Raw genomic sequence first — 21,980 nt, 5'->3', positions numbered from 1 at the left:
GAATGCCGGCATCGTCTCACCCGGCCCCACCCGCGACGCGTGAAGACCCGCACGGCCGCGGGTTCCTGCTGCGCGCGACGATGCAGGCGGACCGCGGACTCCAATGCGCGACGGTCCGGACGGTGATAACGCGCGCCGGCTTCACGGCACCATGACGATGGACGGCGCACCCTTCATCACGATGACGTCATGACACGGAATGCAGCCATGCCTACGAATGCACTTGTTCTCATCATCGAGGACGACAGGCTCATCGCGGAATCGGTCGGTGCCTACCTGGAAGCACGAGGCATGGAGGTCGACTACGCCCACGACGGCGCGGAAGGCTATCGCCTGGCCACCGAGACGCGATACGACGCCATCGTGCTGGACGGGCATCTTCCCCGACTGGATGGGCTGGACATCGTCAACAGGCTCCGCACCGAGGCGCGCCTCTCGACGCCGATCATCATGGTCACCGGACGCGACCGCCTGGAGGACAAGATCACCGGGCTCGAACGCGGGGTCGACGATTACCTGACCAAGCCCTTCGCCACGCCGGAGCTCGAGGCGCGCCTTCGCGCCGTGATCCGCCGCAACCGCCGGGAACTGGGGCGCGAAGTGCTGAAGGTCGGCGATCTGTCCTTCGATCCCGCCTGCCATCGCATCCACCGCGCCGGCAAGGAGATCGAGGTGTCGCCCGTCGCCACGAAGCTGCTCAACATCCTGATGCGCGAGTCGCCGCGCGTCGTGAGCCGGCGGGAAATCGAACGCGAGTTGTGGGGAGACGACCTGCCCGATTCCGACTCGCTGCGCAGCCATCTGTACAACCTGCGGCGGGTCATCGATCGCGGTTTCGACAATCCGCTGCTCCATACCGTCCAGAGCGCCGGTTACCGCATGGCGGACATGTCGCCTCCCCGCAAGTCCTCCGGCAGCGCCGGCGTGAGCCAGGGCGCCGCCGCCTAGCCCGCGGAAGCACGGCGTGCCACGCGCGTGGCCGACCGTGGTGGTGATCGCGCGCGTGGCGGTCGCGAGCTCCTGCGACCACGCCACCTGGTGGATCCCTAGGCCGGCTTCTCCAGTACCTCGCGCACGCGTGCCGCGAGCTCCTGCAGCGTGAAGGGCTTTCCGATCAGGTTGACGCCGGGGTCCAGCACGCCGTTGTGGACGACGGCGTTGCGGCTGTAGCCGGTGGTGAAGAGGACCTTCAGGTGCGGCCAGCGCCTGCAGGCTTCGTTCGCCAGTTTGCGTCCGTTGGTCTCCGGCATCACCACGTCGGTGAACAAGAGGCTGATGGACGGCTCCGCTTCGAGGATGCGCAGTGCCGCCGCGGCGCTGTCTGCGGAGAAGACGCGGTACCCCAGCTCGGTCAACGCATCGACGGAGAACTGCCGTACCGCCGGTTCGTCCTCCACGACCAGGATGACCTCCTGCAACTCGCCGCGGGGCATCGGGTGCGCGCTCGGCACGCTCTCTGTCACCGCATGCGCGCCGAGCTGGCGCGGCAGGTACACCTTGACGGTGGTGCCGCTGCCGACTTCCGAATAGATCTTCACGTGTCCGCCGGACTGCTTCACGAAGCCATAGACCTGGGACAGGCCCAGACCGGTGCCACGCCCCACCTCCTTGGTCGTGAAGAATGGATCGAAGGCCTTCGCGATGACGTCGGCCGGCATGCCGCCGCCTGTATCGGACACCGCGACCAGCACGTACTGACCCGGCGCGATACCGGGGTTCGCTTCCACGTACCCATGGTCGAGGTAGCAGTTGGCGGTTTCCACCGTGACGCGGCCGCCTTCCGGCATCGCGTCGCGCGCATTCACGGCGAGATTGAGGATCACGTTCTCCAGCTGGTTGGGATCGGCGTGGGTTCGCCAGAGACCGCCGGCGAGCACGGTTTCCAGCTGCACGTCGCCCCCCAGCGAATGGGTCAGCAGGTCCGACATGCCGGCCACCAGCTTGTTCGCGTCCAGCGACTCGGGTTGCAGGGGCTGCTGACGCGAGAACGCGAGCAACCGCTGGGTCAGCTGGGCCGCACGACGCGCCGCTTCCATCGCGATGTCCACGTAGCGCCTGGCACGCGCATCCTCCGGATCGAGCCGGCCGGCAAGCAGATCGAGCGGGCCGATGATCGCCGCCAGCATGTTGTTGAAGTCGTGGGCGATGCCGCCGGTCAGCTGGCCCACCGCCTCCATCTTCTGGCTCTGGCGCAGGGCATCCTCCACGCGCGTGCGCTCGGCCACTTCCTCGGCGACGCGGCTCTCGAGTCGTTCGTTGAGTTCCCTGAGTTGCGTTTCGGCGGCTTTGCGGCCCGTGACGTCGATCGCCACGCCCACCACCCGCGTGCAACGGTCGCCATCGAACAGGCCCCGGCCCTTCGCGGCCACCCAGCGCGTCACCCCGTCCTCCTTGCCGACCGTGCGGTACTCGACGTCGTAGAGCGCCCGCTGCGCGGGATCGGCCGCGGCGGCGAAGGCCACGCTGGTCCGTTCCAGGTCTTCCGGATGCAGGCCTGCGTAGAAGTCCTCCAGCGAACAAGGCACGTGCGGCGAAATGCCGAACATGGCCTTCGTCCGCGGCGGCCAGATGAGCAGGTCGTTGACCAGGTCCACATCCCAGAAGCCGATGTCGGATGCCTCGGTGGCAAGGCGAAGCCGCTCTTCGCTCTCTGCCAGCGCGGCCTGGGCGGCCTTGCGGGCGCTGAGATCCAGCATTGCGCCGATCATGCGGACCGGCTCGCCGGCGGATCCGCGCAGCACCGTGCCGCGGTCGAGAATGTCGGCGTATCCGCCATCGGCCCGACGGAACCGGTACTCATCCGTCCATGCATCGCCGCCGTGATCGATCACCGCATGGATGCCCTCGCTGACCCGCTCGCGATCGTCGGGATGGATGTTGTCCAGCCACCATTGCGCACTGCTCTCCAGCCGATCGTGGCCGAACAGCGTCGCCAGCGCTTCGTTCCAGATCACATGCCCGTCCACCATCCGCCAGTCCCAGATGGCGTCGCTGGTGGCGAGCGCGGCAAGGCGGTAGCGCTCCTCGATCTCCCGATGGCTGGCTTCGACCGCCTTCCGGTCGGTGATGTCGAGCGAGGCACCGATCAGGCCGACGATCTCGCCTTGCGCGTCCCGCAACGGCGCCTTGGTCGACAGCCAGAACGCGCGCCGGCCGTCGGGGTAGCTCACTTCCTCTTCCAGCTGCTCGATCCTGCCGGAGGCCATGATGCGCGCGTCCGCCGCCATGATCGCGGCGGCCTGCGCCGGGTCATCCAGCAGTTCGGCATCCGTGCGGCCCAGGTACTCTTCGGGCGGCCTGCCGATCAGCTCGGTCGTGCCGCGGTTGCCGATCAGCAATCGACCCTGCCTGTCCTTGGCGTAGACGACGCCCGGCACCGCTTCCACGAACGTATTGAGCAGGCTCTCCGCGCGGTCGCGCGCGTCCTCGACGCGGCGTGCCTCGCTGATGTCGATCAGCACGCCGGGGAAGCGGACGGCGGCGCCGTGCGCGTCGAGATCCACCCAGCCCCGCGCCTCCACCCACCGCCACCCCTCCTCGCCCCCGCGGGTCCGATACCGGTGCAGGTACTGGCCGCCCCGAGCCATCGCGTCGCCGATGGCGGCTTCCAGGCCGCCCTGATCCTCGGGATGGACGGACTGGATCAGGTCGTGCAGCTTCCATCGGTCGCCCGACGGTTCCAGGCCGAAGCTGCGCTCAAGGGCCGGATCCACCGTCACGGTGTCGGACTGCACGTCCCAGAACCAGGTTCCGATGATGGCGCCTGCGGCCAACGCAACGCGGACGCGCTCGCTGTCCAGGGTGTCCAGAGAAAGATCGGGGGATCGATGCGGCATCGGAGGGTTCCTCGGGACGGACCGGCAAACGGTGGGCGAACCCGGGACGGGACCGAGCGTCCCGCAGCCTCGGCGCAGTCTATACGAGCCGGCGCGGGTGCCGCCCGGCACGGCGAAACATCACAGCATGCGCCTCCGGCGTTCCGCAGCGGCCGCGGCGAGCGCGCATGCTGTCCGATCGCATGTGCAGGCATGGTCAACGCGACGCCAGGAGTCATGGGAAGCGCGGCACCGACGCACGGTCGCGGCGATCGGTCGACAGCGCGCGTGCATCAGAGACCAGAAGCCCACCACTCCGCGGAAGCAGGTGGACGGCGACCGAACGCTATCCGCTCGACGACGAAGCAGGCGCCTCGCCCATCCGCTCACCCACCCACACCTGCATGTCCACGGTCTGCAGCCAACCGTAGTTCGTCAGGAACGCCACGTCGGCGGCGTCGCGCCCGTGCGCGACCACGATCCGGCCACCGCGGGGGGCGGACTGGGTCGGGTCGAACGTGTACCAACGGCCATCCAGGAACGCCTCGAACCACGCGTGCAGGTCCATGGGCTCCAGGCCATGCAGATAACCCACCACCATGCGGGCCGGAATTCGCAGGCTCCTGCACAAGGTGATCCCGACATGCGCGTAGTCGCGGCAAACGCCGGCACCCGCCTCGAGCGTGCCGAGCGCATCCGTGGTGGCATCGCTGACCCCGTACCGGTAGGCGATATGGGCGCGGATCCATTCCACGATGGCCCCGACCTGGCCGTTGCGCGGGTCCGCTGCGTCCACGATGGCCTGCGCCTGCTCGAACGCACGATCGCTCGGGCAGTAGCGGCTCGGCAGCAGGTATTGCAGCGCGTGATCGGGCAGCCGTGCCGCAGGTGTCGGCGCCACCCAAGGCGCGATGGCGATGTCCCGCTCGGTCTCGACCTCGAGCTCCGCGCGTATCCGCATGCGCCCGCGCGGCACCACGAAGCGCTGGCACAGATTGCCGAACACATCGACGTACTCCGTCGGCCGAACATGGGGATCGAAGGAATAGGATTCGCTGACCAACCACTGCGACTCGCCGCTGCGCGGCCGCAGCATCGCGACCACCGCGCAGTCTTCGAGGCATTCGACGGTCAATTCGCATCCGGCCAGCAGGCGCATGTTCGATCCAAGGGAAAGGGATTCACTGCAAACACGGCCGGCCCGGATCTCGCCGACGCTGCCGCACACCGTACCCGGACTGCGCACGCGTACCGGGTTGTCGACGTCGACGCCTTCCCGCGAAGGAAGTTCGCTGTCACGACGGTCGTCGCGACCCACCAGAGGCGAAGCCCTGCTTCGGCATGCGAGGCACGACAAGGCCTGACAGCCTCAAGCGGTTGGTGGGCCCACCATCAATCGCATTTCATATCTAAGTGATTGTATTTGCTTATATTAGCGCGTCCCACAGCGAGCCGCGACTCACTTTTTGACTCACTTCTCGACCTGCTGGTAACGGACTACTTTGGACGCCATCGTATGCCTTCCTACTCCTACTGATGTCACCTTACGGACAGAAGAAGGCATTGATCGTGTTCCGCGCGCACCCGGCGTGCCTACCCCTGCGGTACGCCGGTCATGTCCGGCAGGCGATGGGCCACGCCCTTGTGGCAGTCGATGCACGTCTTCTTGCCGGTGCCCAACCACAGCTTGTGCACCTGCGCAGCACGTGATCCCTGCCGGGTGAGATCCATCGAGTCGTAGTCGTGGCAGTTGCGACACTCCAGCGAATCGTTGGCCTTCAACCGGTTCCATTCATGGGTCGCCAGGATCAGGCGTTCGTCGAGGAACTTCTCGCGCGTGTTGATGGTGCCGAAGAGCTTGCCCCAGACTTCCTTGGAGGCCTGCATCTTGCGGGCGATCTTGTCGGTCCAGTTGTGCGGCACGTGGCAGTCCGGACAGGTGGCGCGCACACCGGAGCGGTTGCTGTAGTGGATGGTGGATTTCAGTTCCTCGAACACGTTGTCCTGCATCTCATGACAGCTGGTGCAGAACGCCTCGGTGTTGGTCGCCTCGAGCGCGGTGTTGAAGCCGCCCCAGAAAATCACGCCCGCCAGGAACCCGGCCACCGTCAGGAAGCCGAGGCTGTAGTGCCGGCTGGGAAGCCGCAGCGTGCGCCAGAACGCCAGCCCCTCCCGCTTCATCCGTGACCACATGGGCTACTCCTTCGCGGTCGGCGGCACCGACAGCACGCTGTCGATGTCGCGGAACTGGTTGGCGACCAGCACTGGCGCGTCCGTCTGCACCACGTGGCACTGGTTGCAGAAGTAGCGGCGCGGCGAGACGGTCGCCAGGAACTGGTCGTCGCGGTCCATGTAGTGGGTCACGCTGACCGGCGGCGCCTGGAACGTGGCCGCGTTGGCGCGTGCATGGCACAGCATGCAACGGTTGCTGTTCCTGTCGACCTGGTAGCCGTCGATGGCATGCGGGATGGTCGGCGGCTGCATCGGATAGGCGCGCGCGCGCTTGAGGTCGGCGTTCTCCACGTGCGCGAGCGGCGGCGGATGCCCCTCCTGGTCCACTGGCACGCCTCGCCGAAGCGCGTCGAGCTGTCCCGCGCCGGGCACGAACACCGCCCGCGCATCGACCGGCGTGGATGTGGCGGGCACCGGCGCTTCGTGCCGGTCGGGCCGGCCCACCATCCACCCGGCCGTGAAGACCAGCGCCATCAGCACCCCTGTCAGCGCCACCGCGATCCATAGCTGCTTGTTCTGCATGGCGAGCCTCCTAGGCGGCGACGACCTTGACCGCGCACTTCTTGTAGTCGGTCTGCTTGGAAATCGGATCGGTCGCATCCAGCGTGACCTTGTTGATCAGCTGGCCCGCGTCGAACCACGGCACGAACACGACGCCGCGCGGCATCCGGTTGCGTCCGCGCGTTTCCACCCGCGAGCGCATCTCGCCCCGGCGCGACGCCACGATGATCTCGTCGCCGCGCTTGAGGCCGCGCTCTTTCGCGTCATCCGGATTCATGAACACCACCGCCGCCGGGAACGCCTTGTACAACTCCGGCACGCGCATCGTCATCGAACCCGAATGCCAGTGCTCCAGCACCCGGCCGGTGACCAGCCACAGGTTGAACTCGTCGTCGGGCGATTCGGCGGCGGGCTCGTACGGCAGCGCCCAGATCACCGCCTTGCCGTCCTTGTTGCCGTAGAACTCGAAGCCGCTACCCGCCTTGACGTACGGATCGGCGCCTTCGCGGTAGCGCCAGCGCGTCTCCTTGCCCTTGACCACCGGCCAGCGCAGGCCGCGCGCCTTGTGGTAATCGTCGAACGGCGCGAGATCGTGGCCGTGGCCGCGACCGAAGGCCGCGTACTCCTCGAACAGGCCCTTCTGCACGTAGAACCCGAACAACGCCGATTCGTCGTTGGCGTAACCGCGCTCGATCTGCTCGCTCGGGAAGCGGTCCACGTTGCCGTTGCGGTACAGCACGTCGAACAGCGTCTTGCCCTTGTACTGCGGATTCGCTGCCAGCAATTCGGCCGGCCAGCACTCGTCGGTGGTGAAGCGCTTGGAGAATTCCATCAGCTGCCACAGGTCCGAGCGCGCCTCGCCCGGCGCCTTCACCAGCTGGTGCCAGAACTGCGTACGGCGCTCGGCATTGCCATAGGCGCCCTCCTTCTCCACCCACATCGCGGCAGGCAGGATCAGGTCCGCCGCCTGCGCCGTCACCGTGGGATAGGCATCGGAGACGACGATGAAATTGTCGGGATTGCGGTAGCCCGGCCAGGTTTCCTCGCGCAGGTTCGCCGCGGCCTGCATGTTGTTGTTGACCATCACCCAGTACGCGTTGAGCTTTCCGTCCTTCAACGCGCGGTTCTGTTCGACGGCGTGGTAGCCCACTTTCGGATTGATGGTGCCGGGCGGGAGTTTCCAGATCTCCTCGGCGTGCTTCCGGTGTTCGGGATTGGTCACCACCATGTCGGCCGGCAGGCGATGGCTGAACGTGCCCACCTCGCGCGCCGTGCCGCACGCCGACGGTTGCCCGGTCAGCGAGAACGGGCTGTTGCCCGGCGTGGCGATCTTCCCGGTCAGCAGGTGGATGTTGTAGACCATGTTGTTGGCCCACACGCCGCGCGTGTGCTGGTTGAAGCCCATGGTCCAGAACGACATCACCTTGGTCTTCGGATCGGCGTACAGCTCGGCCAGCTGCTCCAGCCAGCCGCGTTCCGCGCCCGTCATCTCGACGGCCTTCTCCAGCGTGTACGGCGCCACGAAGCGCGCGAAATCCTCGTAGCTGATCGGCTGCCCGCCGTTGGGATCCTTCGCGTTCTTCGCCTTCACCTCCAGCGGATGCTCCGGCCGCAGGCCGTAGCCGATGTCGTCGTTGCCGCGCTTGAAGGTGGTGTGCTTGCCGACGAAGTCCTGGTTGACCTTGCCGGTGCGGATGATGTGGTTGGCGATGTAGTTGAGGATGACCAGGTCGGTCTGCGGCTTGAAGATGATCGGGATGTCGGCCAGCTCGAAGCTGCGGTGCTCGAAGGTGGACATCACCACCACCTTCACGTGCGGATGCGACAACCGCCGGTCGGTCACCCGCGTCCACAGGATCGGGTGCATCTCGGCCATGTTCGAACCCCACAGCACGAACGCATCCGCCGCCTCGATGTCGTCGTAGCAGCCCATCGGCTCGTCCATGCCGAAGGTGCGCATGAAGCCCATCACCGCCGAGGCCATGCAATGGCGAGCGTTCGGGTCGATGTGATTGCTGCGGAACCCGCCCTTCATCAGCTTGTTGGCCGCATAGCCTTCGAAGATCGTCCACTGCCCCGAGCCGAACATGCCGATCGCATCGCTGCCCTTCTCCTTGAGGACGCGCTTGAACTGCGCCGCCATCACGTCGAAGGCTTCATCCCATTCCACCGTGGTGAACTCGCCGTCCTTCGCGTACACGCCGTTCTTCTTCCGCAGCAGCGGCTGGGTCAGCCGGTCGGCGCCGTACAGGATCTTCGAGAGGAAGTAGCCCTTCACGCAGTTGATGCCGCGGTTGACCTCGGCGTGCACGTCGCCGTGCGTGGCCACCACGCGCCCATCCTTGACCGCGACGTTCACGCCGCAGCCGGTGCCGCAGTAGCGGCACGGCGCCTTGTCCCACTTCAGCGTGGTCAGGTCGCCCTCGGTGACGACGTTGCTGCCGGTGCCGGTCAGCGGCAGGCCGGCCGCGGCGGCGGCCGTGGCCAGCGCGCTGTGGCGGATGAAGTCACGACGTGTGCTCATGGGCCTCTCCGGTCACGGACTGGATGGACAGTGAAGGCAAGGGTTCGTCGAGGGCGTGCGCCGGCTCGGCGTGGTGGTAGACCAGCAGCACGTTGAGCACGCCGGGCACCGCCTGCAGCTGGTCGACGCGCTCCATCACGGCATGGCGGTCGGCGGATTCGCAGATCACCACGCTGCGCGTGCCGCCGGCGAGCGCCAGATCGAGGTCGGCGTGTTCGCGGATCATCGCGGCCAACGCGTCGCCGGCGGTCTCGCGATGCTGGATGACGAAGCTGGCGATATGGACGTCGGGTGCGGGTGCGTTCAAGCGACGGCCTCCATGGCGGGTGCGTGCTGCAGGGTGATGGCGTCCACCGGGCACGGCGCGACGCAGGCGCCGCAGCCCGTGCATGACTCGAGATCGACGGTGGCCGCGCCGCGCGCGCCTGGCGCCACGTGGATCGCGGACGTTGGGCAGACGTCGCGGCAACTGGCGCAGACCACGCCCTGCGCCGACAGGCAGGTGGCGACCTGGGCGACGAGTGTCCACGGCGGATCGCGCGCAGGCTCGAACGCGCCGCTGTCGCATGCCGCCACGCAGTCGCCGCAGAACGTGCATTCGCCTGCGTGCGCCTCGAAGCGCGGCAGGCCGTCGGTACCGCGGACCAGTACCCGCTCGGGACACGCCCGCACGCAGGCATCGCAGTGCGTGCAGGCGGCAAGGAACTCAGGCTCGGACTTCGCCCAGGGCGGTCGGAACGCGATGGGCAACGATTCGGCGGGCAAGTGGCCGAACAGCAGGGCACGACGGGAAAGGGAGCGGATATCGCCCATCGCTCACGGCCCGGTCGGCGGCCCGGAGAACAGCAGCTGCCACATCCACACCAGAAAGCCGTAGCCGGCAACGATCAGCACGGCCGCCAGCGGAAAGATGACCGCCGTCAGCAACAGGAACGCGGTGCGCTCCTGCTTCTTGCTCGCAACGGCTGATCCTTCGCTCTGCTCCATGATGCCTACCTTGCGGTTGGGTACTGGGTGCGACGATGCTGCGGCCGCAGGCTATCACATTCCTATGACCGTCCCGGCGCCTGTCATCGGCAAGGAAACTCAGGGCGCCGGATACGGCAGCGCGCGCCAGTCTTCGGGCGTGTTGCAGTTGCGCAGCGCCTGCGCCCAGCGTGCCGCGGGCAGTAGCTGCGTCTCCACGCCGTGCTGCAGCGCGCGCAACGAACGCTCGCGGCCGGAACGCTGGCCGATGTCTTCCATCACGGCGCGCAGGCGGTCGTCCATCCGCAGCCGCATCGGCAAGGCATGGCCTTCCACGCAGGCGCACGCGGCCCCGGCGGCGAGCAAGGCGTGCAGCAGGTCCGCGGACAGCAGCGGCATGTCCACGGGGACCACGATCCAAGCGCCGTCATGCAGGCGCGGGGCGAGTTGCGCCAGCGCGCCCATCGGTCCGGTATCGCGCGTTGCGTCGGGCACGCCGCCGATGTCCGGGCGATCACCGCTGACGATCACCTCGCTTGCGCCTGCGGTGACCAGCAACGCGCGCATGTGCGTCAGCAACGTGCCGTCGCCCCAGGGCAGCAAGGCCTTGTCCGTGCCCATGCGCGAGGAGCGGCCGCCCGCGAGCAGCACCGCACGCCAGGCGGGCGATGCCAGGCTCACGCCGGCATCCACGCGGGGGGCTGAAGATGGCTCAACCCGTGCACCTGCACCGGCGTGCCTGCGACCACATCACCGACGTCGGCCGGCAGCGTGATCCATGCGCTTGCCTGTGCGAACGGCAGCAGGCGGAACGAGGCCTGCGCAGTCGCCACGTGCGCGCGCAGCCGACCGTCACCGTCGCACTGCAGCGTGCCGTGCAAGGCCGCATGCAGCCAGGTGCGCGAGCGGCAGTCGTCGGCGAGCGGCAACCAGCGCGGCGTTTCCGGCGGCAAACCCAGCCAGGTGCGCACCAGCGGTTCGACAAGGAAGCGGAACCCAACCGCGGTCGACAGCGGGTTGCCCGGCAGGCCGACGAACAGCAGCCCCTCGCGCAAGCGCGCGGCGAGCACCGGCTTGCCCGGACGGATCGCCACGCCGTGGAACAGGATGTCGGCACCGCGCGCGCCGAGCGCGGACGGCACGAAGTCGTAGCAGCCCTTCGACACCGCGCCCGTGCTGAGCACCAGGTCGACGCCCTCGGCGAGTGCGGCATCCAGCGCGGCCTGGAACGCGGCCACGTCGTCGCCCACGCGGACGATGCGCTGCACGTCGGCACCGGCGGCGGCGATGGCAAGCGCGAGATAGGGCGAAGTCGCATCGTGGATGCCGCCCGGTGGCAGCCGTTCGCCCGCCGCGACGATCTCGCGGCCCGTCGCCAGCACCGCCACGCGTGGACGCCGTGCCACCGGGATCCGGTCGATGCCCAGGCCAGCGATCAGCATCAGCGCGGCGGCATCCAGCACGTGCCCGGCCGGCAACACGGCCTGCCCCGGCATCACGTCTTCGCCGCGGCGACGGATGTTCGCGCCGGCCGCCACGTCGCCCAGCACGCGTATCCGCGACGCGCCCGAGGCCGACGCAGGCAACGCCTCGATCCGTTCCACGGGAACGACCGTATCGGCGCGCACCGGCAACGGGGCGCCGGTCATGATCTCCCACGCCAACGCGTCATCCTGCGGCGCAGGCTCGCCGGCGCCGATGCGCGCGCCGATCTCCCACGCCCGTGCATCCGGCACCGGCCTGCCGCCGGTCGCGAGCGCCACGCCGTCCACTGCAGCATTGTCGAAGGGCGGCAGCGCCAGGTCGCTGACGATCGCCGCGGCCAGCACGCGGCCAAGCGCGTCGTCGGGCGCGAGCGTCTGCGTGCCGCGCAGGGCCGCGCCGTCCGTCAGTCGTGCCACCGCGTCGTGGTACCCGATCACCCTGCCTCCTCGTCCCTGGCCTCACGGCGGGCACCAGCCTAGTGCGGCCCTGTGCGCTTGCCAATCGTGGCGAACGAACGCGCCTTCACGCCGCTGAAGGCTGCGACGCCACGCCGCAGGCGGTTGACCCATGTCAAGGACAACCCCGCCACGCGCGCCTAGCCTGCACGCATGGCCAGCCTGTCCTCCCTCTTCGACCCCGACCTGCTGCGGCGTTACGACACGCCGGGGCCGCGCTACACCTCGTATCCCACCGCCCCGCAGTTCTCGCCCGGCTTCGACGAAGCCGACCTGCGCGGCATGGCGGCGATCAGCAATGGCGACCCGATTCCGCGTCCGCTCTCGCTGTACCTGCACATCCCGTTCTGCACCAGCCCGTGCTTCTACTGCGGCTGCAACCGCATCATCACCCGCGACACCGCGCGCGGCGCCGCCTACCTGACGCGGCTGTACCGCGAAGTGGCGATGGTGTCGGCCTTGTTCGACCGCGATCGCGACGTGGAGCAGGTGCACTTCGGCGGCGGCACCCCCAATTTCCTGACGCCATGGCAGATCGCCGAAGCGATGGATGTGCTGCGTCGGCATTTCTCCTTCGCCGCACCGTCGCGGCTGGATTGCTCGATCGAACTCGATCCGCGCTTCATCAGTCCCGACGACGTGGGTGAACTCGCCAAGGCCGGCTTCAACCGCGCCAGCCTGGGCGTGCAGGATTTCGATCCCGAGGTGCAGCGCGCGGTCAATCGCATCCAGAGCGTCGAGCAGACGCTGGCGATCATCGATGCCTGTCGCACGCACGGCCTGCAGTCGGTCAACGTCGACCTGATCTACGGGTTGCCGAAGCAGAGCCTGGCCGGCTTCTCGCGCACGCTCGACATCACCCTGCAGGCGCGGCCGGACCGGCTGGCGATCTACAGCTACGCGCACCTGCCGTCGATGTTCCGCCCGCAGCAGCGCATCAATGCCGACGAGCTGCCGTCGCCCGAGGTGAAGCTCGGCCTGCTGCAATGCGCGATCGACAAGCTCGGCGAGGCCGGCTACGTCTACATCGGCATGGACCATTTCGCGCTACCCGGCGACAGCCTGGCCGAAGCACAACGCCGCGGCGGGCTGCACCGCAATTTCATGGGCTACACCACGCATGCCGAGAGCGATCTGGTGGGCCTGGGCGTCAGCGCCATCAGCCACATCGGCCCGAGCTTCAGCCAGAACCCGCGCGATCTCGGCAGTTGGGAGCAGGCCATCGACCAGGGCCACCTGCCGGTGTGGCGCGGCATGCGGCTGGACGAAGACGACGTGATCCGCGCCGATGTCATCCAGCAGCTGATGTGCCACGGCACGCTGGACTACCGCGACCTCGGCCGCCGGCACGTGATCGACTTCGCGACCTATTTCGCCGATGCGCTGCAACGCCTGCGCCCGCTGCAGGACGACGGCCTGGTGGAACTGGACCGCGACGGCCTGCGCGCGACCTCGCGCGGGCGCATGCTGTTGCGTATCATCGCCATGTGCTTCGACCGCTACCTGCCCACCGCCGCAGCCTCGACGCCTCGCTTCTCGCGCACGGTCTGACCTTCCCGGGAGTGTCCGCATGACCTCGCCGCTGGTCTTCCCACGCACCGATGCGAGCATCGTCGCCGACGACGGCGATTCGCTGACCTTCTGCTCCACCTGCGCGTTCTCGCAGGCCTGCCTGTCCGAGGGCATGGACAAGCGCGCACTGATGGACCTGCACGTGCTGGTCGAACACGTCGGCCCGCTGCGCGCCGGCGAACACGTGTTCCGCGAAGGCGACCCGTTCGGCGCGATCGCCGCGGTGCGCGCCGGCACGGTGAAGACCTACCAGATCGACCGCAACGGGCACGAGCAGGTGCTCGGCTTCCACCTGCCGGGCGAAGTGATCGGCCTCAACGCCATCCACGGCGACCGCTACCCGTGCAACGCGATCGCGCTGGACACGGTGATGCTGTGCCGATTCTCGTTCCCGAAGATCGCGATGCTGGCCGCGCGCCTGCCCAACCTGCAGGCGCACCTGTTCAGGCTGATGAGCCGCGACATCGGCGTGGCCTCGCTGTTCGCGCGCGACAACACCGCCGACGAACGCATGGCCGCATTCCTGATCGGCCTCTCCCGCCGGTTGGCCGCACGCGGTTTTTCGCCGCGCCGGTTCCAGCTGACGATGGCGCGCACCGACATCGCCAACTACCTGCGCCAGGCGCCCGAAACGGTCAGCCGCGTGCTGCGCCGCTTCGAACAGGACGGCCTGCTGCACATCAAGCAGCGCGACGTCGAGATCCTCGACCTGCCCCGCCTGGAAGCCCTCGCGCTGGCCGTGCTGCGGGATTGATCGGATGGTGGGATCCCGGTGTGGGAGCGACGTGAGTCGCGAGCTTGTCCGTCCGGAGTTAAAGGCGATCGCGACTCACGTCGCTCCCACAGGTGGCAGTACCACCAATTCCTCCCCCGCTTGACCTGCGTCATGGAGCCCCCGGGCCGGCGCGCCGATGATGCGGCCGTTTCCCGAGGAGAGCCGCATCATGAATTCGACACGCAAGTTGTGGGTGGGGTTGGCGGCCCTGCTCATTGCGTCGTTCGCCGTCCTGCTCTGGGTCGGCAGCGAAGTGCATCGCCAGGCGCCGCCGGTACCCGAACGGGTCATGGCGGAGGACGGCCGGGTGATCTTCACCCGCCAGGACATCGAGACCGGCCGCCAGGTCTGGCAGTCCATCGGTGGCCAGCAGTTGGGCTCCATCTGGGGCCACGGCGGCTATGTGGCGCCCGACTGGGGCGCGGACTGGCTGCACCGCGAAGCCGAGGCCATCCTGGATGGATGGGCCAAGCGCGAAGCCGGCGTCGAAGGCTACAAACAGCTCGACGCGCCCACCCAAGCCGCCTACGCCACGCGCGTGCAGGCGCTGATGCGGCCCAACACCTACGACGCCGCGACCGGCACGATCACGCTGTCGAACGATCGCGCGGATGCGATCGGCGTGGTCGGTGCGCACTATCAGAGCCTGTTCTCCGCCGATCCGACCACCGGCGACCTGCGCGAGGCCTATGCCATGCGCAACGACACCGTGCCCGACGCCGAACACCGCCGCCAGCTGACCGCGTTCTACTGGTGGGCGGCGTGGTCGTCGGTGACCGAGCGTCCCGGTGCGGAGATCAGCTACACGGCGAACTGGCCGGCGGACGAGCTGGTCGGCAACACGCCGCCGCCGAGCGCCTTCCTGTGGACGGTCTTCAGCGTGCTGTTCCTGATCGCCGGCATTGGCCTGCTGGGCTGGCACTACGCGGTCAACCACGGCGACGAGATGGCGCCGGTGCTGCCGAAGAGCGATCCGCTCGCGAAGATCAAGGTCACGCCTTCGATGCGCGCGACCGCGAAGTACTTCTGGGTGGTCATCGCCCTGTTCGTGGTGCAGATCCTGCTGGGCGCGATCACCGCGCATTACCAAGTGGAAGGCCAGGAGGCCTACGGCTTCGCGCTGGCCGACATCCTGCCGTACTCGCTGACGCGCACCTGGCATACGCAGCTCGCGGTGCTGTGGATTGCGACCGCGTGGCTGGGCATGGGCCTGTACATCGGCCCGGCGATCTCCGGCCACGAACCGAAGTTCCAACGCCTGGGGGTCAACTTCCTCTGGACCTGCCTGATCATCATCGTGGTCGGCGCATTCACCGGGCAGTGGTTCGCGGTGATGCAGAAGCTGGGGCTTGAGCACAACTTCTGGTTCGGCCACCAGGGCTGGGAATACGTCGACCTGGGCCGCTTCTGGCAGTGGTTCCTCTTCATCGGCCTGACGTTGTGGCTGGTGCTGGTGGGCCGTGCGCTGTGGCCGGCCATCCGCAACGGCGGTGAGTCGCGCAGCATCGTCAGCCTGCTGTTCCTGTCCACGGTGGCGATCGGCCTGTTCTACGCGGCCGGCCTGATGTGGGGCGAACACACGCACCTGTCGATGGTCGAGTACTGGCGCTGGTGGGTGGTGCACCTGTGGGTGGAAGGCTTCTTCGAGGTGTTCGCGGTGGCGGTGATCGCCTTCCTGTTCACCCGCCTGGGCCTGCTGCAGACGAAGAGCGCCACGGTCGCGGTGCTGTTCGCCACCATCGTGTTCATGGCCGGTGGCGTGCTGGGCACGCTGCACCACCTGTACTTCACCGGCACGCCGACGGCGGTGATCGCCATCGGTGCGAGCTTCTCGGCGCTGGAAGTGGTACCGCTGGCCTACGTGGGCTTCGAGGCGTACCACAGCTGGAAGATGGGCAAGGCCACGCCGTGGATGCAGCGTTACCGCTGGCCGATCATGTTCTTCATCGCGGTGGCGTTCTGGAACCTGGTGGGTGCGGGCCTGTTCGGCTTCCTGATCAATCCGCCGCTGCCGCTGTACTACATGCAGGGCCTGAACCTGACACCCAACCATGGCCACACGGCGCTGTTCGGCGTGTACGGCATGCTCGGCATCGGCCTGATGCTGTTCTGCCTGCGCGGCCTGAAGCCGGACGTGGTGTGGAACGAAAAGCTGCTGAAGACGGCGTTCTGGTCGCTCAACATCGGCCTGGGCGGCATGTCGCTGCTGACACTGTTGCCGCTGGGCATCCTGCAGCTCAACGCGGCGCTGGAGCACGGTTACTGGTTCGCGCGCTCGGCGGAGTTCATGCAGCAGCCGATTGTGGACATGCTGGTGTGGATGCGCGTTCCGGCCGACACGCTCTTCAGCGTGGGCGCCCTGTCGCTGGTGTGGTTCGTGATCAGCCTGTGGCTGGCCCCGCGCCGCGAGCCCCTGCCGGTCGCACAAGCGAACGAAGCCTGACCCTGGAACCGGCCCCTCCGGGTGGGGAGGCCGGGCCACCTGCTGCGGGTTGCAGCGAGAGAGCCGCGACAGCGGCTCTTTTTTTTGCGGGCATCAGACTGAAATCCTTCTCCCCGTTCACGGGGAGAAGGTGGCCGAAGGCCGGATGAGGGGCGCCGAAGCTGCAGACCCATGTGCGTCCGGAAGCTCTTCCGGCGCAATGTCCACTCCTCCCACTCGACACGCGCATGCACGAACGGCCCGACACTGCCTGCTTCGCCAAAATTTGGCCCGCGTAGCCTGGGTAAGCGCAGCGCACCCGGGGCGTTTCCACGGGATGTTATGTTCTCCGCGTGCGGCCTTTGGTCTTGCCCGGGCATGCTGGGCTCCGAACCATCAGAATTTCTGACACGTCGCTGGAGAAGGTAATGAGTCGAATGGCGCCCTCACAGGGACCCGAGCGGGACGAGATTGAAAGATGGATCCGCGCGACGCAGGAATTCCAAAAAACGGCTGCCCCCAATGCCTTCAAATGGATCGGTTGGTGTCTGATCCTGGCCGCGATCCGGTTTGCGCAGCAGAAAACAGCAGAATGGCCTCTGCAGGCTATTTGGTGGCTACTTATCGTGCTGATGTGGGGCTATTTCGCGCATATCTTCTTTGAGCGAGACATCAAGTGGCGGCCTCGAAAGGAGATGTTCGGTCCTCGTAACCTCGCTAGCTGGGCTTTCGGTGCTCTATGTACCGTGCTCATGATCTCGGCGAGTATCTGGCTATCGAACCAACTAATGCGCTACCCCCTAGGTTAGGTCCGTGGGTTGGGCTGAGCAAGGCGTACCCAACACGCACACTGACTTCGCAAATCACCCCGTTGGGGTTCGCAGGCTCACCCCAACCTATGAGCTATTAGGTAGTGAGACCCACAAGGAGGATCCATGCTCGTCTCAGAAGTAAAAAGATGGCACTACTTCATCTCCTGGGACAACCCCGATCCAGCTGACTCTCGCACGATGCTGCGCGCACTAAGAACGCTCGGAAAGGTAACGACCCTCCAAACCAAGACGTCCATCGCTCTTGCACCGAAGTCTACAACTACTTGGCAGCAGGTCCGCGCGGCAATAAAGCAAAACTTACATCCAAGAAAGGGCAATGCGTTCTACGTCAACCTGCGTTCGTCGCTTGGTTTTCATTATGGCAAGGCTACTCGATTTGCGTGGAAACGCATTTAGATTACATATCTAAAACTCCATTCAAGCCAACGCAACCCGGGTAAGCGTAGCGCACCTAGGGCGCTTCACACGGGGAAGCTAAGTCTTCCAAGGTGCGTTCTTTGGCCTAACTCAGGCTACTTTCTTCACCTTCAGATTGCTGGAAACTTCAGGTCGAATAAAGAGCGAAGCACAGCCTCGACGGTTTTCCGATAGTCGTCGACTTGGCGATCTGTAATTCCAACGGTAGCGCGCTCGTGAATGAGCTTATTGCGCAGCCCGTAGTAGTGATCGATCTTAGTTATGACATCCGGCTTAATAGTTACGTGAGCAGAAACTTCTTTGATTACGCTGGATCGTCGCGCGAATATTTCTAGAATTTTTGCATCGCTGTATTTGTGTGGTGGGAACAAGTCGGCGCGACTGACGATGAACTCCTTGAACGCGATCTCTAAGTTGCTATCCAGAAGAATGAGGGCAGCTCGATTCTTAGTCTCCAGCCGTTGCTTGCTAATCACCTCGATGAGACCCATCGCCTCCACAAGACCTATCGTCCATGGCCTCGCGTCCATGACCCGCTTGTTCGAGGCACGCAGCTGGTCGACTCGGGAAATTTTGCGAGTGCGAGGCAGCGCGGGCAAGACTGTACGCCTAGTAGACAAAGCGTCGGTGGGGTCGACAATCTCCATCTCGCCTTTCGAGTAGGCGAATACATCCTGATCCCAACTATGCTTGAGTCGACGGGAAAGTGAGCTGAAATAACTGACAAAGTTGATCAGCCGCGGTCGAATTTGGATGAACGCTGGGTGGCTGTAATTCAGGTCGCTCTTGCTGCTATTCCACGGCATAGCCTCAGGTGGACCATTGAGTTCAATGATCGCGCGACAGAGCGAAGCATCTGGATGTGGAACTCCGGCCTCGGCGGAGATGTAGTAACCCACATCACGCGTACGTAGCTCCTTCACGACTAGGCGATTATTGCAATAGAAATAGACCCCATAATTCTCTGCTTCAGGTACACGATCGCGAATAAGCCCTGATCGCAGGGTTACCTTTAGACTCTTTTCGTCTGCCGGCGACATTTCGAACGTTGCGGTGCGGGGCCGATAGTCTGGCGGGTAGGCCCAATTGTCGAAGACAACAGCCTTTATGGGGTGTCCTCCCAGCCTAATATCGCAGCCCTGATCTATAAACCAGGAGTAGGTTTCGCCAAGATGTAGACGCAGTCGATCCACATCCGCATTGTTGAAGCCTTGGCGTACCTTGGTGATGTCGACCGACGTGGTGCCTGGTGGAAGGTCAGGAATTTCATGAACGTCGAGATGCCAATCGTCACTGTTTAGCCAATCATTGGTGATGTCAACTTGAATGCTCTTCCCGCGACCAAAACGCGAGCGGATCTCCACCTGTTCGCCGAGGGCTACGCCAGCACGCTTTCCGCCTACGCCGAACGTGCCTATTACTTGGTGGCGATCTCGAATGCTACTGGCGCCGGGCGAAATAAGTAGCCGTATATCCCCTTCGCGAACACCGCCCGCATTGTCGGAGACGCGAATCATTTGACGCTCAACGTCGAGTTGGACATCAACCTTTAGACCTGGTTTTTTTCCACTCGAGAGCCAGAAATCGAGCGCATTGTCGACAAGCTCGCAGATTCCGGTATGAAGGTTGTAGTCACTGATAATCGCTAGAAACATCCGCTTTTCGGGAGTTCCATCAATGCGAGCAAGTACTTGTCTGCTGGCTACCAAAGTCCACCCCCAGTGTGACTGGTCTGGAAAAGCGTAGCAGTTTTCAAATGGGCCAGCGCTGCCCTGACACACGCAGCGCCCCGGGTTACCCGCTTGTTGCGGGTGGAGCGAATCCCGGCCAGGACAGCGATTACCTAATGCTGACGGACGTGGCGCCGGAAGGCTTCACGATCCTGCGCTGATCAGTGCGAACACCCACCGCAGCACTGCCCGGCCTTGTGGCCGCGCGGTTCGGCATCACCGGCTTCGGCGTGTTCACCGGCCTCCTTGAGGATCGCGACCACGCGCTCGGTCGGCAGCGTGGTCATCACCATCAGGCGGCCGGTGCCGGATTCCAGGGTGACTTCGGCTTCCGGGTCCCAGGCGCGCAGCGCCTCGGTCATGGCGTGCTGGCGTTGTTCGGAGGTGGGGTGGGCAGGGTGGTCGGACATCGGGCTTCCTGTGTTCGTTGTGGTCGGCGCGCGGTTGCGCGGATGGCGCGACTGTAGGCGCTCGCCGCCCGGCCGGCCTTGACCCGGATCAAGGCCACCGCGGGCGACAAATCGTCGCCCGCCTGATCCACGTCAAGGCGATGCCGCGCGCCCGCGCGCAAGCTGGCCGCATGAAGATCGACATCGTCGCCCCGCCCCGCTCCCGCACCGCCGCCCCGTTGCCCGGCCCCTCGCCCGCATGGCTCGCGCATGCGCCGCACCGGCTGATGTTCTTCATCGGTGCCGGCAACGTGCTGCTGGCGATGCTGTGGTGGACGCTGTGGCTGGTCGCCACGCGCTGGGGCCTGTGGACGATGCCCGAGACGCCGATCTACGCGGGCTGGCTGCATGCGTTCCTGATGCAGTACCTGGTGCTGCCGAGCTTCATCTTCGGCTTCCTGCTGACCGTGTTCCCGCGCTGGATGGGCATGCCCGACCTGAAGCGCTGGCACTACGTGCCGGTCGGGCTGGGCCTGATGGGCGGACAGCTGGCGATCCTGCTGGGCGTGGCCGGCTGGCAGGCGGGACTGACCGTCGGCCTGTGGATGGCGCTGGCCGGCTGGACTGCGGCGCTGCTGACGCTGGGCCGGTTGCTCGCTGACGACACCGCGAAGACCTGGCACGCGCGCTCGTGCTTCGCTGGCTTGCTGCTGGGCTGGCTGGGGCTGGCGATGTTCATCGCCTTCGCGCTGGGCGCATCGCCGACGTGGGCGTTCGCCAGCATCAAGCTGGGCGGCTTCGGCCTGCTGCTGCCGGTCTACGTGACGGTCGCGCACCGCATGTTCCCGTTCTTCGCCGGCAACGTGGTGCCGGGCTACGTGCCGTGGCGCTCGCTGCCATGGCTGGGCGCGGTGTGGGCGCTGCTCATGGTGCACCTGGGGCTGGAACTGGTGCATGCCTACGCGTGGTTGTGGCTGGCCGATGCGCCGCTGCTGGTGCTGACCGCATGGGCGGTGCATCGCTGGTGGCCGCGCGGGCGCATGCCGGGGCTGCTGGCGGTGCTGTTCATCGGCACGGCCTGGCTGCCGATCACCTTCCTGCTGTACGTCGTGCAAAGCGTGACGTTCCTGGCGACGGACGACTTCATCCTGGGACGTGCGCCGATGCATGCGATGTTCGTCGGCTTCTTCGGCAGCCTGCTGGTGGCCATGGTCACGCGGGTGACTCAGGGCCACTCCGGGCGACCACTGGCGATGACGAAGGTGGCGTGGTTCGCATTCGTCGCGATCCAGGTGGTCGCCGTGATGCGCATCGTCGCCGACCTCGCGCCGGATGCGATGGCGTGGCAGGCCGCCGCCGCCATCGGCTGGCTGCTGGCACTGGCGCCCTGGGTGGGCCGCATCGGCGGCATCTACCTGAGTCCGCGCGCGGACGGGCGGCCGGGATGAGCACCATGATGACCTTCTATCCCGACATCAAGCTGGTCCACGTGGCGGCGGCGATGACTAGCGGAACGCTGTTCGCGCTGCGTGCGCTGGGCTTGCTCGCCGGCATGCGCTGGCCGCGCGCGGCGCTGGTGCGCTACACCAGCTACACCATCGACACCGTGCTGCTGACCGGCGCGATGATGCTGCTGACGATCCTGCCGGCGGGACTGTTCGCCAACGGCTGGCTGGCCACCAAGATCGCCTTCCTGTTCGCCTACATCGGGCTGGGCATCGCGGCGTTCCGCCCCGCATGGACGCCTGGCAAGCGGGCGATGCTGGTGGCCGCGGCAGCGCTGTGTTTCATGCAGGTATACGGCATCGCACGGGCGCACGATCCATGGGGCTGGTTGCTGTGGCTGGCCGGATGACGGAGAGGG

Annotated in this window: 20 protein-coding genes; 8 read left to right on the top strand and 12 right to left on the bottom strand. The window is 66.2% G+C overall.

What is annotated here, in order from left to right; all coding sequences use genetic code 11:
- Positions 1–207: 207 nt before the first annotated feature.
- Positions 208–948, top strand: a complete 741-nt coding sequence (locus ACSQ19_RS09330) for a response regulator transcription factor (protein WP_299344235.1) — start codon at positions 208–210, stop codon at positions 946–948.
- Positions 949–1,046: 98 nt separating this feature from the next.
- Here ACSQ19_RS09330 and ACSQ19_RS09325 read toward each other — a convergent pair whose 3' ends face one another.
- The 10 genes from ACSQ19_RS09325 to ACSQ19_RS09280 all read right to left on the bottom strand — a co-directional run bounded on the left by ACSQ19_RS09325 (position 1,047) and on the right by ACSQ19_RS09280 (position 11,960).
- Positions 1,047–3,836: a PAS domain-containing protein gene (locus ACSQ19_RS09325; protein ID WP_296279193.1), complete on the bottom strand. Its 2,790-nt coding sequence runs from the start codon at positions 3,834–3,836 to the stop codon at positions 1,047–1,049.
- A gap of 325 nt (positions 3,837–4,161) precedes the next feature.
- A complete protein-coding gene (locus tag ACSQ19_RS09320) occupies positions 4,162–4,974 on the bottom strand; it encodes a transglutaminase family protein (RefSeq protein ID WP_435996507.1) in 813 nt (270 codons plus the stop codon).
- A 434-nt stretch (positions 4,975–5,408) separates the two neighbouring features.
- Positions 5,409–6,008, bottom strand: coding sequence for a NapC/NirT family cytochrome c (locus ACSQ19_RS09315; RefSeq protein WP_435996505.1), 600 nt, complete (start codon positions 6,006–6,008; stop codon positions 5,409–5,411).
- A 3-nt stretch (positions 6,009–6,011) separates the two neighbouring features.
- Positions 6,012–6,569 (bottom strand): nitrate reductase cytochrome c-type subunit, encoded by a 558-nt coding sequence (locus tag ACSQ19_RS09310; protein WP_213605314.1) that lies wholly within the window; start codon positions 6,567–6,569, stop codon positions 6,012–6,014.
- A 10-nt stretch (positions 6,570–6,579) separates the two neighbouring features.
- Positions 6,580–9,072: a periplasmic nitrate reductase subunit alpha gene (napA, locus tag ACSQ19_RS09305; protein ID WP_435996502.1), complete on the bottom strand. Its 2,493-nt coding sequence runs from the start codon at positions 9,070–9,072 to the stop codon at positions 6,580–6,582.
- Positions 9,056–9,379 (bottom strand): chaperone NapD, encoded by a 324-nt coding sequence (locus tag ACSQ19_RS09300; protein ID WP_435996500.1) that lies wholly within the window; start codon positions 9,377–9,379, stop codon positions 9,056–9,058. The genes napA and ACSQ19_RS09300 overlap by 17 nt, the downstream gene beginning before the upstream one ends.
- Positions 9,376–9,885: a ferredoxin-type protein NapF gene (gene napF, locus ACSQ19_RS09295; RefSeq protein ID WP_435996498.1), complete on the bottom strand. Its 510-nt coding sequence runs from the start codon at positions 9,883–9,885 to the stop codon at positions 9,376–9,378. Before napF ends, ACSQ19_RS09300 begins: the two co-directional genes overlap by 4 nt.
- Before the next feature lie 3 nt (positions 9,886–9,888).
- Positions 9,889–10,059, bottom strand: coding sequence for a periplasmic nitrate reductase, NapE protein (locus tag ACSQ19_RS09290; protein ID WP_435996496.1), 171 nt, complete (start codon positions 10,057–10,059; stop codon positions 9,889–9,891).
- A 99-nt stretch (positions 10,060–10,158) separates the two neighbouring features.
- Positions 10,159–10,719, bottom strand: a complete 561-nt coding sequence (gene mobA / locus ACSQ19_RS09285; RefSeq protein ID WP_435996494.1) for a molybdenum cofactor guanylyltransferase — start codon at positions 10,717–10,719, stop codon at positions 10,159–10,161.
- Positions 10,716–11,960, bottom strand: coding sequence for a molybdopterin molybdotransferase MoeA (locus ACSQ19_RS09280; RefSeq protein ID WP_435996492.1), 1,245 nt, complete (start codon positions 11,958–11,960; stop codon positions 10,716–10,718). The genes mobA and ACSQ19_RS09280 overlap by 4 nt, the downstream gene beginning before the upstream one ends.
- A 171-nt stretch (positions 11,961–12,131) precedes the next feature.
- Here ACSQ19_RS09280 and hemN point away from each other — a divergent pair, with 171 nt between their 5' ends.
- The 5 genes from hemN (at position 12,132) to ACSQ19_RS09255 (ending at position 17,976) form a co-directional block, all read left to right on the top strand.
- Positions 12,132–13,529: an oxygen-independent coproporphyrinogen III oxidase gene (gene hemN / locus ACSQ19_RS09275; protein ID WP_435996490.1), complete on the top strand. Its 1,398-nt coding sequence runs from the start codon at positions 12,132–12,134 to the stop codon at positions 13,527–13,529.
- 19 nt (positions 13,530–13,548) lie between these two features.
- On the top strand, positions 13,549–14,304 hold the full coding sequence (locus ACSQ19_RS09270; RefSeq protein ID WP_435996488.1) for a helix-turn-helix domain-containing protein: 756 nt from the start codon (positions 13,549–13,551) through the stop codon (positions 14,302–14,304).
- Between the two features lie 190 nt (positions 14,305–14,494).
- Positions 14,495–16,768: a nitric-oxide reductase large subunit gene (locus ACSQ19_RS09265; protein ID WP_435996486.1), complete on the top strand. Its 2,274-nt coding sequence runs from the start codon at positions 14,495–14,497 to the stop codon at positions 16,766–16,768.
- 407 nt (positions 16,769–17,175) lie between these two features.
- Positions 17,176–17,556 (top strand): hypothetical protein, encoded by a 381-nt coding sequence (locus ACSQ19_RS09260; protein WP_435996484.1) that lies wholly within the window; start codon positions 17,176–17,178, stop codon positions 17,554–17,556.
- Between the two features lie 126 nt (positions 17,557–17,682).
- Positions 17,683–17,976: a hypothetical protein gene (locus ACSQ19_RS09255; protein WP_435996482.1), complete on the top strand. Its 294-nt coding sequence runs from the start codon at positions 17,683–17,685 to the stop codon at positions 17,974–17,976.
- 131 nt (positions 17,977–18,107) lie between these two features.
- Here ACSQ19_RS09255 and ACSQ19_RS09250 read toward each other — a convergent pair whose 3' ends face one another.
- Together ACSQ19_RS09250 and ACSQ19_RS09245 are read right to left on the bottom strand one after the other, a co-directional pair.
- Positions 18,108–19,778: an ATP-binding protein gene (locus ACSQ19_RS09250; protein WP_435996480.1), complete on the bottom strand. Its 1,671-nt coding sequence runs from the start codon at positions 19,776–19,778 to the stop codon at positions 18,108–18,110.
- A gap of 110 nt (positions 19,779–19,888) precedes the next feature.
- Positions 19,889–20,137 (bottom strand): hypothetical protein, encoded by a 249-nt coding sequence (locus ACSQ19_RS09245; RefSeq protein WP_435996478.1) that lies wholly within the window; start codon positions 20,135–20,137, stop codon positions 19,889–19,891.
- A gap of 170 nt (positions 20,138–20,307) precedes the next feature.
- Here ACSQ19_RS09245 and ACSQ19_RS09240 point away from each other — a divergent pair, with 170 nt between their 5' ends.
- Together ACSQ19_RS09240 and ACSQ19_RS09235 are read left to right on the top strand one after the other, a co-directional pair.
- Positions 20,308–21,564, top strand: coding sequence for an NnrS family protein (locus tag ACSQ19_RS09240; RefSeq protein ID WP_435996476.1), 1,257 nt, complete (start codon positions 20,308–20,310; stop codon positions 21,562–21,564).
- Positions 21,561–21,971, top strand: a complete 411-nt coding sequence (locus tag ACSQ19_RS09235) for a SirB2 family protein (protein WP_435996474.1) — start codon at positions 21,561–21,563, stop codon at positions 21,969–21,971. Before ACSQ19_RS09240 ends, ACSQ19_RS09235 begins: the two co-directional genes overlap by 4 nt.
- Positions 21,972–21,980 lie beyond the last annotated feature (9 nt).

Source organism: Pseudoxanthomonas sp. LjRoot127 (assembly GCF_964253495.1).
Classification (GTDB): Bacteria; Pseudomonadota; Gammaproteobacteria; order Xanthomonadales; family Xanthomonadaceae; genus Pseudoxanthomonas_A.
This window is presented reverse-complemented; position numbering and strand designations above follow the sequence as displayed.

What these genes read in the sequence shown, in the direction of transcription:
- ACSQ19_RS09255 (WP_435996482.1), top strand. Translation starts at nt 17,683, where the DNA reads ATGCTCGTCTCAGAAGTAAAAAGATGGCACTACTTCATCTCCTGGGAC.
- ACSQ19_RS09290 (WP_435996496.1), bottom strand. Translation starts at nt 10,059, where the DNA reads ATGGAGCAGAGCGAAGGATCAGCCGTTGCGAGCAAGAAGCAGGAGCGC.
- ACSQ19_RS09330 (WP_299344235.1), top strand. Translation starts at nt 208, where the DNA reads ATGCCTACGAATGCACTTGTTCTCATCATCGAGGACGACAGGCTCATC.
- hemN (WP_435996490.1), top strand. Translation starts at nt 12,132, where the DNA reads ATGGCCAGCCTGTCCTCCCTCTTCGACCCCGACCTGCTGCGGCGTTAC.
- ACSQ19_RS09270 (WP_435996488.1), top strand. Translation starts at nt 13,549, where the DNA reads ATGACCTCGCCGCTGGTCTTCCCACGCACCGATGCGAGCATCGTCGCC.
- ACSQ19_RS09310 (WP_213605314.1), bottom strand. Translation starts at nt 6,569, where the DNA reads ATGCAGAACAAGCAGCTATGGATCGCGGTGGCGCTGACAGGGGTGCTG.
- ACSQ19_RS09325 (WP_296279193.1), bottom strand. Translation starts at nt 3,836, where the DNA reads ATGCCGCATCGATCCCCCGATCTTTCTCTGGACACCCTGGACAGCGAG.
- ACSQ19_RS09235 (WP_435996474.1), top strand. Translation starts at nt 21,561, where the DNA reads ATGAGCACCATGATGACCTTCTATCCCGACATCAAGCTGGTCCACGTG.
- ACSQ19_RS09315 (WP_435996505.1), bottom strand. Translation starts at nt 6,008, where the DNA reads ATGTGGTCACGGATGAAGCGGGAGGGGCTGGCGTTCTGGCGCACGCTG.
- napF (WP_435996498.1), bottom strand. Translation starts at nt 9,885, where the DNA reads ATGGGCGATATCCGCTCCCTTTCCCGTCGTGCCCTGCTGTTCGGCCAC.
- ACSQ19_RS09260 (WP_435996484.1), top strand. Translation starts at nt 17,176, where the DNA reads ATGAGTCGAATGGCGCCCTCACAGGGACCCGAGCGGGACGAGATTGAA.
- ACSQ19_RS09265 (WP_435996486.1), top strand. Translation starts at nt 14,495, where the DNA reads ATGAATTCGACACGCAAGTTGTGGGTGGGGTTGGCGGCCCTGCTCATT.
- ACSQ19_RS09240 (WP_435996476.1), top strand. Translation starts at nt 20,308, where the DNA reads ATGAAGATCGACATCGTCGCCCCGCCCCGCTCCCGCACCGCCGCCCCG.
- ACSQ19_RS09245 (WP_435996478.1), bottom strand. Translation starts at nt 20,137, where the DNA reads ATGTCCGACCACCCTGCCCACCCCACCTCCGAACAACGCCAGCACGCC.
- ACSQ19_RS09320 (WP_435996507.1), bottom strand. Translation starts at nt 4,974, where the DNA reads ATGCGCCTGCTGGCCGGATGCGAATTGACCGTCGAATGCCTCGAAGAC.
- napA (WP_435996502.1), bottom strand. Translation starts at nt 9,072, where the DNA reads ATGAGCACACGTCGTGACTTCATCCGCCACAGCGCGCTGGCCACGGCC.